Source organism: Senegalimassilia anaerobia JC110 (genome assembly GCF_000236865.1).
GTDB lineage: Bacteria > Actinomycetota > Coriobacteriia > Coriobacteriales > Eggerthellaceae > Senegalimassilia > Senegalimassilia anaerobia.
Genome location: NZ_HE611016.1, coordinates 467,716 through 481,630, shown reverse-complemented (window position 1 = coordinate 481,630; position 13,915 = coordinate 467,716). Strand labels below are relative to the sequence as shown.

The 13,915-nt window shown below is 51.4% G+C and carries 6 protein-coding genes and 1 pseudogene; 2 read left to right on the top strand and 5 right to left on the bottom strand.

Going from position 1 to position 13,915, the window contains the following annotated elements:
• The first annotated feature begins 110 nt into the window (after positions 1-110).
• Positions 111-2,189, top strand: a complete 2,079-nt coding sequence (locus tag SFHG_RS08095; RefSeq protein WP_042436046.1) for a DUF6541 family protein — start codon at positions 111-113, stop codon at positions 2,187-2,189.
• Between the two features lie 187 nt (positions 2,190-2,376).
• Here SFHG_RS08095 and SFHG_RS10195 read toward each other — a convergent pair whose 3' ends face one another.
• From SFHG_RS10195 to SFHG_RS08075, 4 genes are all read right to left on the bottom strand, one after another.
• Positions 2,377-4,941, bottom strand: coding sequence for an N-acetylmuramoyl-L-alanine amidase family protein (locus SFHG_RS10195; RefSeq protein WP_052297879.1), 2,565 nt, complete (start codon positions 4,939-4,941; stop codon positions 2,377-2,379).
• A 117-nt stretch (positions 4,942-5,058) separates the two neighbouring features.
• Positions 5,059-5,331, bottom strand: coding sequence for a hypothetical protein (locus SFHG_RS08085; protein ID WP_042436045.1), 273 nt, complete (start codon positions 5,329-5,331; stop codon positions 5,059-5,061).
• Positions 5,332-5,334: 3 nt separating this feature from the next.
• The gene (locus SFHG_RS08080) at positions 5,335-6,441 is read right to left on the bottom strand and encodes a membrane protein (RefSeq protein ID WP_042436043.1); all 1,107 of its coding nucleotides are present in this window, start codon (positions 6,439-6,441) and stop codon (positions 5,335-5,337) included.
• A gap of 37 nt (positions 6,442-6,478) precedes the next feature.
• Complete coding sequence (locus tag SFHG_RS08075; protein ID WP_042436041.1) at positions 6,479-8,245, bottom strand: phosphotransferase; 1,767 nt, start codon at positions 8,243-8,245, stop codon at positions 6,479-6,481.
• 286 nt (positions 8,246-8,531) lie between these two features.
• On the opposite strand from SFHG_RS08075, the gene SFHG_RS10190 reads away from it, so the two are divergent.
• Complete coding sequence (locus SFHG_RS10190; protein WP_052297878.1) at positions 8,532-12,269, top strand: PspC-like choline-binding domain-containing protein; 3,738 nt, start codon at positions 8,532-8,534, stop codon at positions 12,267-12,269.
• Positions 12,270-12,349: 80 nt separating this feature from the next.
• Here SFHG_RS10190 and SFHG_RS10810 read toward each other — a convergent pair.
• Positions 12,350-13,915 (bottom strand): annotated as a pseudogene (locus SFHG_RS10810) (N-acetylmuramoyl-L-alanine amidase family protein); the annotation flags it as partial.

Below are 13,915 nucleotides of genomic sequence, written 5' to 3'. Positions count from 1 at the left end.
TTTTCCTCTTGCGTTATTTAAGGCGCAATCAGTCGGTAATTTACCAAACTAGCCCCATCATAACGTAAAATATACGTTTGCTTGTTAATCACCATAAGGAAGGCTTTCCCATGTGGGGTTTGTTTTTTATAGCAGCGGTTATCGTCGCATTGTCGTTGTTCCTGCCGTCGTATCTTTTACTGCGTGGTTTTCGGATTGATGGAATCGTTGCAGTTTCAAGCGCTCCGTTAATCTCGGTTGCGGTCTACGTTCTTCTCGGCTTGCTGTATGCGCAGTTCGGCATCCCTTCTTCTTGGGTATCTTTGTTCCTGCCCTATTTGGTCGTCTCGGTGATTTTGTTCGCTTGTGGGGCTCGCAAAAGCACCCACAGTAAATCTCTTCGATTGGGTCTTTCAGAATGGGGCCGTTCGTCTCGTTTTCCCAGGATAAGCACAGATACTCTGACCCTTATCGGGTATCTCGCTGTTGGAGTTGCAGTCTCTTCCATTTTGTTTATTTGGTTTCTAGGATCTCCGGATAATTATGCCCAGGAATACGACAATATCAGTCACCTTGGCTCGATTCAAAGTTTCGTACGTTCGGGTATTTGGTCGCCCTTTTCTAGCTCTTTGTATTCGTCGGCGGACGATTTAGCCATTGCGCCTTTGCCAGCTGGTGGGTTTTACCCGACTGCTTGGTATTCGATTGCTGCTTTGGCCGCTACCGCTACAGGGGTTTCAGCTGCATTTGCGGAAAATGTGGCTAATTTCGTATTCGTTGCGTTGGTGTTCCCGTCAAGCGTCTTTCTGTTTATGCGTGTAGCTTTTGATGGGAGCAAGCACGTTGTGTTTGCCGGTGCGGCGTGCATGATGGTATTCTCTGCGTTCCCTTGGATGTTTTTGTATTTTGGCCCTTTGTATCCGAATCTTTCTGCGTTCAGCATGGTCCATGGTTCCGTGGCCTTGTTCCTTTTGCTTCTGGGGGAGAATGCATCAGCAAAAGACCGGGTGATTTCAGGTTGTCTATTTGCCGTCTCTCTATGCTCACTGGCTTTTACGCAACCAAATGCAGTGTTTACGTTAGCGGTCATCTTGTCTCCTTTCTGTATCTGGAAGGCTTCTCAGATTCCTCTGTATTTCAAGAGGCTGAAAAACCATCAGGGTGCTGTCTGCCTTCGAATCGCATTCGCCTTGCTTGCGCTTGTCAGCATTGCTGCAATATGGATGACGTGCTATCACGCTCCATTCCTGCAACCCGTTGTGCAGCATGAGTGGCCTGCTCAATTTACGCGGCACGAAGCAATAGAGGATGCTTTGGTCCTTGGCTTTATGGCAGATGGCTCGCAAATCGTGCTGGCGTTTCTGGTGCTGTTTGGGGCCGCGGCAACATTGATCTACCGTAAATATCTGTGGGTTTCATTTTCTTATGCCTTTGCTTTCGCGATTTACGTTGTCGACTCGTATTCCGATGGGCCTTTGCAACACATCCTTGGAGGCTTTTGGTATACGGATCCCTGGCGATGTGGCGCCATGGCTTCACTTGTCGGCATGGTGTTGGCAAGTTTTGGTTTGTGGGCATTGGCACATTTGCTCTTGAAGCTGGTTAGCAGATTAACTCGTTTGACCGTGAGCTCGAATTGCAAACGGGTAGGTGCACTCGTAATGGCTGCAATGCTTGTTGCGGCAACGGTTTATCCTGGAGTCGCAGCACCTTGCTCTCAGTCAGGTGATGTCGCCTTCAAGACGGTTGCTGAAGGTATACGGGCCGTGAACAGCGGACCTGCTGTGTACGATGCAAACGAGAAACAATTTGTTCAGCGGGTCAAGACTCTCATCGAACCAAATGCCCTTGTGATAAACGTTCCCGACGACGGGTCTGCGTTTGCGTTTGCTGCTGATGGGTTGAGGATTTATTATCGCTATACGCGCGAATATGATATCCCCGACGAAAAGCCCGAAAGCAAAACCATCAGGGATGATTTATACCGAATCGCCGATGACGACGACGTCAAGGATGCCGTGCGGGCGATTGGCGCAACTTACGTTATCCAGCTTGACCAAGGTGAGCCGTATCTTGATCGCAAGTATCTGTTTACGTATGAGGGTGGAACAAAATGGAAGGGCATCGACGCCATACGCGACGACACCCCTGGCTTTGAAGTGGTTTTAGAGCAAGACGATATGCGGCTGTACCGAATTACTGCTGTATAGCTTTGCCAGACAGTGTTTTATTGCGGAAATGCTTGCACGTGATGTGGCATGCGGTCATGCACTTTGAAGAAGCATAAGCAACCCCCGGCATTGGATTGCTCCGATAGCCGGGGGTTGCGGTGTCAGGCGTACTCAAAGGACGTTAGCTCTTACATGCGCCAATATGGACCAAATGAGCCATAAACCGTTATGCAGCTTGCTGCGTGTTGTGGGTTGCATCCGTTGCGTCCCACTTTCCGTTTTCGTCAACATGGTACTTGCCGATCCACTGATTAGTTGCCATAGCGCCGTTGCTAAGCAAGTAATAGTTTCCGACCCATTGAGAGGCAACCATTGTTCCAGACGAATTGAGGTAATACCAGCTTCCATCAATAAGCTGCCAGCCGGTTTGCATTGCACCTGAACCATCGAAGTAGTACCAATCGTTGCCGATCCTCGTCCAATCTCTGGCCATTGCGCCCGATGCGTTTAGGTAGTACCAAACGCCACTGTCTAGCATCCAACCGGTTTGCATTGCTCCGCTATCCGCTAGGTAATACCAATTACCCGATGCGAGCTTCCAACCGGTTTGCATGGCGCCGCTATCATCGAATAGATACCAGGTGCCGTTAATCGCGTTCCATCCGGTGGCCATTTCGCCTGAATTGTTGAACCAGTACCAACTACCGTCGATTAAAGCCCAGTTCGTTTGCATTGCTCCACTTTGGTCGAGCCAATACCAATTGTCGTTAAGGTTGCTCCATCCTGTTTTCATTGTTCCATTGGTATTCAATAGATACCAGATGCCATTGATTTGCTGCCATCCTCTTTGCATGATTCCGGTAGTATTGAAGAAATACCATTCGCCATCTTTGAGGGCCCAGCCTATCTGCAACTTTCCATTGCTCATGAGATACCATGAACCGTTGTCGAGGACCCATCCATTGTCGACGATCTTGCCGTTAACGTAAGGAACCCAGGTATCGGGCGAGGAACCTTCCCATTTTACAGTCGAATCTCCGGTCTTGGTTCTGACCAGTTTGTAGGTACCTTCGCTAGTGGTCTTGTAATAAGAGAGGGTGTTTCTCGTGTACGAATAGACTGCAAAGTTGTAATCGGCAGTTTGCAGAATGCTATCGGAGAACTCAACCAAGTAACTAGATTCGCCCGGTGCGCACAATGATTGATATGCAGAGTTCTGAGAGTTGCTTATCGGCGTGGCGAACCAGTCCATAATTGAATAATCGATGGAGCTAGTAGGGGAGAGCGCCTGCGCTTTCGTTTGCCCCCATAACCCACCTGCTGCATCTGCCGTGGTGGAGTTATACGTGCTTGAGCTGTAGCCGGACAGGTTAAGCGAAGGATTGAAGAACAGGATTAATTCAGCGGCAACCGAAGAGTCTATGTCTTCGATATCCAGAAGATCTAGCTGCCGCTGTTTTTCAGGCCAGAGCGCCGTCGGCGTGTTTGGGTGGCCCTTGTAATAATATTTGTACCCGTCGCCAAACATGGTTTCAGTTAGGCTAGCGTATTCTTCGAAGTCTTTTTCAAGGTAAACATAGGTCCCTAACAGCATCATTGCCTTTTTGCCTTGAGCTTCGGCATCAGTGAAGTAGCCATCATTAAAATTGTACAGGGCTTTAAGCTCTTGCACGGTTTGCTCGCCCTTGGCGGAAACGCCGTTCAACATCGTTGCGACGTTCTTTTTCTTGACGCCCGGATCGGTCGCTATGGTGCTTGCGAAAGCGTTGTTGTCTCCGCTGGTGAACAGATTAGTTCTGGTCATCCACCACTCCGTTCCCGGCTCGATGCTCAAGAGCGCATACATGGAGTCCCAGTGGTCGTGATAGCCGGAATAGCCTGCTGATACCGTGCCAGTTTTGTATTCAGCAGTTTTGGCGCTGTTCCATTGATCAATGAGGGTTTGATTTTTGGAAGCCGGATCCGATACGTTAAAGGCATCATTGGTGAACACGTAGGTCGCGGTTCCGTCGGAAAGAAGCGTGATCGAATAATTGCCCTCTGGAATTTTGTTTGCATATATCATCCTATGCACAAGAGAGCAGGTGATGTCGTTGACATACAAGTGGAACTTCGCGTTTGGGTTGATTTGGTACAACGCAGCAACGTAATCTGCGAACGCCGGCCAGCTGCTGGTGGTTCTATTCTGCTCTGCGGTGAGGAAAGGCATGGCATGCATACCGCTCGGCAGACTGTCCCAGTTGTACGCGGATGGCCTATCAAGCATGACGATTGACGGGATGGCATTTCCTGTATCAGAGGTGCTGATATCCCAGTAAGAAAGGGAGTAAAGAACTACCGGGAAGGAGGCGCTCAGCGGTGCGAGATTGTATTCGCTTGCGGAAATGCCGATGGAATAGGTTGAGCTGTTGACCGTTTGCCCGTTTTTCAGATACGCAACGGTCACAGAAAATGGACCGTAATCTTGCAGGTCAACTTGAAACTCGTTGCTTGCTAGCGTGTTCAAGGCTGCTTCGCTGCTTACGCTGCGCGTTATGGCGTCGTTGTAGGTCATCGCGGCATTTACGCTAATCGTATCGGCAATTCCGTTGTCTACAAGTGTGCTTGCCGAATCAATTGCAATAGAGATTGCAGTTGATTCGCCTATTTGTGAAACACTTGAAGTGAATGGCTGCGATTCGTTTACGTTGCTTCCTTCTGCTTTATCGGCATAAGCCGATAACGGAAGCATTGCGATCGCCGCTGCTGCTACGATTGCGGCGGCGATCGCGAACCGTTTTGATGGTGACATATGACTCCTTTCGCCCTTGTTTCCCTTCGACTTTTATTGTAAGGAAGTAAGGATGAAATGGAGTGCGTTTTTCGGCTGATGGATGATGCCGTTTACCCAGCTTCATCCATCAGCAATTCATTCAATATGCCGACGGATCATATCCTTGCCGAAATCGTTTGCTGCGTAGAACGTTTGCAGTTCCCCTTCGGCGTCAAGCTTCCAGTCGCACTCGTTGAGTAGGCCGTTTTCTTTTGCGGTTGCCAAGGCCTCCTCGATATCCTTTCGGGTGAACAACTTGTAGGAGCCGTAGTCGGTACGCAGATCTTGCATGACTCCCTCTGCGCAATCGGGTTTGCCATCGGCGAAATGCCGCATAATCGCGTAGTAAAGAGGTAGTTTGCTGGTCATTGCCTATTCCTCCTGCTTCTTTCGAACGATCTCAAGCGGATTCACGGCAATGCAGAAGATGCCGATAACCATAACGATGGCGCCAATCCATTGTGCGCTCGTTAAGGGCGGGTAATCTGCGCTCATGCCGCCGATGTTGAGTACGCCAAGGGTGATCCAGATGAACAGCGGACCCCAGAAGGCGTACATGCCGTTGCATGCCATCCCCAAAGCGGTGCCGCACATGGAGTTGCCTTTATACCAGAAGGAATATGCCGGCATGGCGAACAAGCCTGAAATGGCGAAGATGAGCAGTGCGGGGCTTGTGATGGCGGCGCCGAGCAATTCAGGAACGCTTCCAATACCTCCGCCCATAATCGCGAGAACGGGGAACGCGATCAGCAGCTCCAGCAAGCCTGCGGTGACTTGACGGATGGCAATGCCGATTCGGTAGTCGATCAAGATGGTTCCGAAGCCGGCGACGCATCCCTCGAAACCCCAGCCAAACGCGGCCAAGAACGCGAACACGCATCCCAAAAGAGCGTCGGGGCCCATGGTCGCGAAGCTTGCGCCTCCAATCATTGCAGCGGAAGCCAAGCAGACGAAGATGCCGACGACCTTGTGCGCCTTGAGCTCCTGCTTAAACAAGATGCGTCCGAGAATCGCGCCGATGGCGCAGTTCAAAGCCGCTATGGGAACGATTACTCCAGGGCTTCCCGAAGCCGTCGCCGAGTTGAGGCCGATCACATAGCAGATCGTCGCGAAGGGTCCTCCGATTATCGCGCAGAGCATCATCACGCGGCCCGGCTTGGTTTTAAGGGTTTTCCAGAAATCGCCAAGCTGCCGGTTTTTCGCGCAAACTGCAATCGACCATATGCCGCTGAACAGGTCGTTGAGGCCTGCTGCTAAGGCGGCAAGCGTGAACGTGATGGTGAATGCGTTTAGCGCCTCATGGCCGTTGCCCCATTCGGTGCCTGCGAACCAGTCGCCCCATACTCCTTGAGTTTCCGCCAAGGTGAGAAAGCCCGTGTATAAGCCGTAGCAGATGCCTGATGCTACGGCAAAGGTGATGCCCCTCGTCATGAACCTTTTTCGCCGCTGGTTGCGTAGCGTTTCGACTTTTGCCTCCATCGGATTCCTCCCTTGATCTCGTGGTACGTTTCGAGAGCTATTGCTGCTTGTACAGGTTCAGCGCTTTCTTCAAGTACGTCTTGCCGTAACGGTAATAGATATAGGCCCACTCGCCGACGTTTTCGCCCTCTGATTCTTTGAGAAGCGACCATGCGTACCAACACCAGCCTGCCATACCGACCTGGGCAAGGTTATGCCGCCATTCGGCATCCGTGGGCGTGTGCCCGAAGTAGTGCGTGAGCGCGCGGTGCATTTCTTCCTCGTCAAGCTGATCGCATACGCAGAAGGTTCCGAAATCGTTCGCGTAGTCGCTCATCCCGGCGTATTCCCAGTCGATCAGGCTGACGTTGCCGTTTTCCTCAACAAGGAAATTCAGGCTGAAGAAGTCGTTGTGGCACAACACCGGTTCGCTGCTTTCCGCTTCAAGCAGCTTGTGGAGCTCCGTTGCCTGAGCTTCCATGTCTGTCCAATCCGTAACATCGATGGGACCTCTTGCCAAAAGCGATCGCTCGTAGCCTTTGCCTTCGTCGTAGAAGCTGAAGCGGCGTTCGACGGTAGCGTCAGACTCGTGCAGCTGACGCGCCATGGTCATTGCTTTCTGCAGCTGGGCATCGTTTTTCGGGTTGAGGTTTTTGCAGTCGGGAATGAACTTCGAGATTTTCCAACCGCGGCGAGGATTCTCGAAAACGAAAGTGTTGTCAAGCCCAAGCGTTCGCGCGGTTTCGAGAGCGGTTTTCTCCGCTGCGCGGTCGATGAGCAGCTCTGTTCCTACGCCGGGGTGGCGATATACCCATTCGCCATCATTGGTGGAGAAATGGCAGCTGAGGTTCGTGAGTCCCTGCTTGAGTGGATAGACGTTGTGAATTTCCGACTTATCACAGCCGAGAACCGCAACGATGTTGTCGAAGATCTCGGAATCAAGGTTCTCGAGAAAGAGCGGGTCGAAATCTCGTAGCTCATCGAGCGAGTCGAACTCATGGATGATCGGCTGGTCATATCGCCTGATTTGCATATCGAACTCTTTGATATGTTCGACGTACAGGTCTTCCCAGAGCTTGTCGCAGGTTTGGGGCAGATCGTACTCGGCCTCAAGGATTTCGCGGAAGTGTGCGGAGAATGCGCGGTCGAAGAACACGTGCCCGATCATGTACCACGCATCGGTTCCGCCGACAGTTACCTTTGTGATTCGATCATGCGATCCGGTTTTGATGCACCATTCCTTTGTGAAGCCCTCAGCGTACTCTGCAGAGTAATACGCTTTCCACACATGGCTTTCGAAGGGGTTTTCCTCAAAATAGTTATCCGAAGAGCAGATGTAGGTGTTGTCGAGAATCTCGCGAACCAGCATGAGCGAGGAGTTGTTGTTACGGGATGCATACTCGCGATTTACAACGATCTTCACCCCATATTTGTCTTCAAGGTAGAAGAATGATTCCTTTTTGTAGCCGACCACGATAACGATGTCGCGGATTCCTACGGCCTGGAGCTGTTCGATTTGGCGTTCAATGAGGATTTCGCCGCGCACCCTAAGCAGTCCCTTAGGGCGCTCGTAGGAAATAGGGGCGAAACGTGACGAGAGGCCGGCTGCAAGGATAACCGCATTGTCGACAGCGTAGGGCTTCAATGCGGCTATGCCTGCAATAGTGAGTCGGCCGCTTTCGATCAAGCCGGCGGTTTCGCACTCTTTGCAGGTGGCGTTGACTGTGGCAAGGCTAAGACCGGTCTCGCTCGAAAGTTCTCTTTGGGTGAGCTCGCTTTGCTTGTTGAGAGCGTTAATCACTTTGAATTGGTTCTGAGACAGCATTGTTGAAGTGCCTTTCGTTGTTCGGATAACCGAATCATATCAAGAAAAATGAACAATGGAAGGTATTGTTCAGAATCATCACAAGTACGTTAAAGAATGAACAGCAGGGTAATTTGCATATCTATCGAACTTTGCCTATTGCATAAGGTTGGATATGAGGGAGGGCTCACGTTCCTGGTTCGAACAAGCATAATAATGCGCTTGATTCGAGTGATACATGCTTTATGAAGAGCTTGTGAGGGGGGATAATGCGGCTAGGTAGGTTTCTCGTAGGAAAGGGGTAGAAATGGGAAAGAAATCTCAATCGAGGCCGCCGTCGCGGGCTGTTAAGCTTGGGCTGTCTGCTGTGCTCGCCGTTGGGCTTATGCCCTGGGGCGGCGTGGCGGTTGCCGCTGAGGGGGAAGGCGGATTGGCGGACGCCGTTGCGTCTTCTTTTGCGAGTGTTTCCGGTTTCTATGGATGGACGTCGACCCATTATTCGTTTGATGAGAATGGGTATCCTCTGTATGACGAAAACGGAAACCCTATCCAGGAGCTTTATTCTGTCGATATTAGGGATGCCGATTTGTCGGGCGATACTCTGGTAGTTCCTAAAACATTCGATATGGAGACGAGCCAGGGCAATTCCAGAAACATTACTCCGAAGAACCTTGATATAGCCGGTGACGAACGCGATGGCAATGCGCTTGTGGGTGTGAGGCGCCTGATTCTCGAAGATGCCTCGAATCTGGACTCACTATATGTTCGAGGCATGCCTTCGCTTGAGTCGATTGAGGTTCGCAATGCCAATCATTTGACGCAGTTGATCGTCAGCGAATGCGCCAATCTTAGTTCGCTGGATATCCCGGTCGATAGTATTCGCGGCTTAGGGCTGGTTAAATGTCCCAAGTTGAACTATGAGAGGGTTATTGCAAAATGCAGCAACACGTTGACTAATTTATCTTTGACGTTTTGCTCAGGAGCTTTGAATTTTGATGGATCATCGTTTCCGAATTTAGAGCGTTGCTCATTCAATTCTCTGGATTTGCAATCGTATGATTTCCTTCCATGCAACAAGTTGGAGAGTCTTAACTTGTATTCATGCGGCTTGGATTTTGTCGATCTGAGCAAGATTCCCCAATCGGTAACCAGCTTTAGTTGCCAGGGTAATCGAATCGCTGATACAACACCGATTGTTGAGCGTTTCGGTGATGGGGCGAAAGTTGACGGGCAGTTCTCCAATATGAGCGCGGAGCCGAACTGGGGAATTCATGTTATCGATGATGAATGCGCTAATGGCTACCTGATGCCAGGTGCCTCTGTTGCTTTTGACACCGCTGACACCTATCTTCCTACTATGGATAAGCGTGGCTGGCTTTCCGAGGATCGCGTGGCAAGGAACGCTTTGTCTAACTACTCGGTCGAATCAAGCGATCCCTCGGTGGTTTCATGCAAACTGGATGAAAACGGTAGCGAGTCCGGCATCGGCGGGCGATTGGTTTTGGACGCCGTGGCTTCCGGTACTGCAACGATAAAGGTTCATTACTCGTTCCAGGGTCGATATCGAACCTATGAAGACGATCAGGTTGTCGATGTAGTCGTTTCCGCTGAAGAGAATCCCATTGCATCCATCGAGAGCGCTGATTCCTTGTCCTTCAACGCGGTTAAGGATTGCGCTATTTGCAAGGCGGGCGGCGTCGATCACGTGGAACAGCTTGGAACGCAAGCATATGTATTGGTGCGTGGTGCTGATTCGGCTCATACGTTCACGCTTGGGCAAGATGTGCGTGTTTCCTCTTCGGACGAATCTGTTGTTTCCGCCTATCTTAGCCGCAACCAGTTTAGCGCCAATGCTAATCTTGAGGTTCGCGTGGGCGACCCTGGCGATGCCGTGTTAACGCTGACTGCTTATAAGGACGGTAATCCGACGGGCGTTGAGAAGAAAATCGCCGTTCACGTTGGCGAGCAGGTGAATCCAACATTGGCTGTTCGGCCTGAAGCGACGATTTACATGGAGAAGAACATCACGAAGGGGGCGAGCATAGTCGCTCGACCGAACTCGTCAGGAGCTTACCTCTCTTCATACGAAGCAAATGGAGCTATTGAGGCCCTAAAGCGACAGCATGTTCAGTTTGACTACGGAGTCACCTCGTCCGGTTACCCGGATTATGTTCCGTATGTAACCGCCACTAGCGATAATCCCGAAGTGGCTATCATCAAAGATGGGTATCTTAGCGAAAGAAGCGCAGGTGTTGCCAATATCACTATCAGTGACATTTGGGGCAATCGAGGCACGTGCAAGGTCACCGTTGTCGATCGAGATGATATTGGCGCAAAGCTGAGCTTGACGCAGGATGAGCTGACCGTTGAGCAGGGTAAGCAACTCGATATGTCGAAGTACATTGCCGGTTTGGACAAGCTTACCGAATCGGAACGCAGTGCGCTGCAGCCCTTGGTTTTCAAGACGGGCAATACCGGCGTAGCCGTTTTCAAGAGCGCCGACGGCACCGAAGGTTTGAACAATCAAGATGTTTTGCGGATGCTTGCTCGAGGCGTTGGGGATACGACGGTAACGTTGTGCTATCCCACCTCCTCGCGCCATGGCTCTTATGTGCAGGATGTTAACAATTGGGAAGTGAAAGAACTTGGCTCCATGACGATTCACGTTATCGAGCCAAAACCGGATGAGAGGCAATCCGTTGAGGCTCCGTCAGCTCCGCAAGGGCTGGCGTACACGGGTGCTGAGCAGGTGGGAATCAAGGATTCCGATTTCTATACGGTCGAAAACGGCTCCGCCACGAACGCCGGCTCTTATGCGGCAAAGCTGTCCTTGAAGGATAAGGAACATTGCGTCTGGGCTTCTACCGGCACCTCTGATGATCTTACCGTTGATTGGTGCATAGAGCCCGCTTCCATCTCCGAGGTGGAGGTTTCCGGTATCGATGAAGCGTACGCCTATACCGGTAAGGCGATTTCCCCAAATGTGAAATGCACGTTCAACGGGAAAGAGCTGAAGCGCGGGATGGATTACGTGTTAACGCTTTCCGATAACGTGAAGGTTGGGACGGCAAAAGTCTCCATCGCGGGCAAGGGCAATTTCTCCGGCACCCAGGATAAAACCTTTGCAATCGAGAAGAATCCGGCGAAATGGATGAGCGATTCGCGTGGCTGGTGGTACAGCAACGGCGACGATACCTATCCCTCTTCCTGCTGGAAGGAAATCGGCGGTTCTTTCTACTATTTCGATGCGTCTGGATACATGAAAACCGGATGGGTGTCAGATGGTGGAAAGTGGTATTACTGCAACGGCTCCGGTGCCATGCAGACCGGCTGGCAGGTTATCGGCGGCGCGTGGTATTGGTTCGACGTTGACGGTGAAATGGCGACCGGATGGCGTATCGTTGATGGCGCGTACTACTTGTTTGCAGGCTCTGGCGCCATGCAGACCGGCTGGCAGCAATCCGGTGGCGCGTGGTATTACCTCGCAAGTTCGGGTGCCATGGCAACCGGGTGGCAAGCTATCGGCGGAGCGTGGTACTGGTTTGCCGATTCCGGCGCAATGGCTACTGGCTGGTCGAGGATTGGCGGTACGTACTACTTGTTCGCCGGCTCTGGTGCCATGTTAACTGGTTGGCAGCAGTCCGGTGGCGCGTGGTATTACCTTGCGGGCTCCGGCGCCATGCAGACTGGTTGGCTGCAACTCGGTAGCACCTGGTATTGGTTCGATGCTTCAGGTGCGATGGCTACGGGCTGGAGAAGCATCGGCGGTACTTATTATTTCTTTGATGGTTCCGGCGCTATGGCGACCAATCGCTGGGTTGGCGACTATTACGTAACCGGTTCCGGTGCAATGGCCACAAACCAGTGGGTTGGTGGCTACTACGTGGGCGCTGATGGTCAATGGCAGTACGTCTATTGGACGCCAGGCGGTGGTAGCTATCACAGAACTACCGGTTGTCCTACGCTAAGCAAGTCGACCACGATACTTCAAGGCACGTGGTATGACGCCGGCAATCGCAGCATGTGCAAGGTTTGCTGGCACTAGCATCAGCTGGCTAACGCAAGGGAGGGTTGCCATGAAAGGCAACCCTCCCTTTTTACTATTCTGAATTTAAATCTGGGTATCTACCAGACCAATTCGCTATGTGCTCGATCGATGGCATTTACCAGGTTCGCCATGCACCAGCTATTTTCATGGATGTTGTCGGACATGATTGCCACAACATAGGGGTGGTCGCCGCGCATGACCAAATAGCCCTCATTGTGCGAATTAACGTAGCCGTTTACCCATCCTGATTTCGCATAAACCGTCGATCCGGTCCAGGACAGAGCGCCGCGTGAGGTGATATGAGAGTTGTTGCCCATAACGTTTTGCAGCCATTCGGCGTTCTGGCCGCCATTGATGAGGTAGTCTGCCACGTCAACCCACATTTTGCAGAGGTCTTTAGAGCTGTAATAACCGTAATCGCCATCCCAAGCGAATCCGCCAGCGCCCACTTCGCTAACCATGTAATCTAACGGGAAATGCCCGTAGCGATTGCAGAGATTGGCGTAGGTGAAGTTGCTGGAAACATTAAGCGTGGTGAACATATCGGACTCGGAGTTAGCCAGCTCCCAAGGCCATAATTTGTTGAGCGCCACGACATAAGGGCCTTTGATGGTAGACGCGCTATTGTGGCGCCAATCGGCATTGTATGCAACGCCGGCACCTGTGGTCAGGTCTATCATGGTAAACCCGACCGTGCATCCCATGTTGGAATAATTGTTAATGGCATTTTGCAGTTCATCCCAAGCGCCGCTTGAAATCGAGCGACTAGTATTGAAGGAATTGAGATTGTTGAATCCAAAAGAGTTCAACGCCCACACCATATCGTTGATTTTGAACAGAGCGCCATTTGCCTGGAGGAAGTACCAACGGCCTCCATCCCATATCCATCCCGTAGCCATAGCTCCGTTTTGGCGAAGATAATACCAGGCATTGTCCCATATCCATCCCGTAGCCATGGCTCCGCTATTCTTAAGGAAGTACCACGCGCCGCCTTCTGAAAGCCAGCCGGTTTTCATGGCGCCGCTTGCGGGATCAAGATAATACCAGGCGTTTTCAATTGATTGCCAGCCAGTTTGCATGATTCCGTCATGACCGAGGTAATACCAATAGCCATCAACCGGTGTCCAGCCCGTGTGCATGCTTCCCGAAGTGGCGTCTAGATAATAGTATCCTTCGTCTCGTTTCAGCCAACCCGTCTTTGCCTGATGTGTCTCGGGATCGACGTAAAGACGCGTGCCACCAAGCTCCACCCAGCCCGACAAGGCGTTTCCCTCGCTGTCAATGATGATGCCATTTGCATCTTTTCTGACAACACTTGAAATAACGCCATCGGTTCCTGCGAAGGAATAGAACCCCGATTCGTCTATGGCTACCCATGCGGCAGTTTGCATTTCGCCAGATGGGCCAAACGAATATTGCTTGTCATCTATAGTTGCAAGACCGGTGGTCATAGGATGCTTGGCATCTTTGGGGTCAAGGTAGTATTTCGCCGCTCCTTTGGTAAGCCATCCGCTTGCCATGGATCCTGCATTGTTAGCCCAATGCCAGTAACCTTCGTTATCGTAGACCCAGCTATCTGCAGCCATAACGCCATCGGCGTTCAGCCAATAGAACGTACCATGATCGTTTGCCCAGTCTGCTGC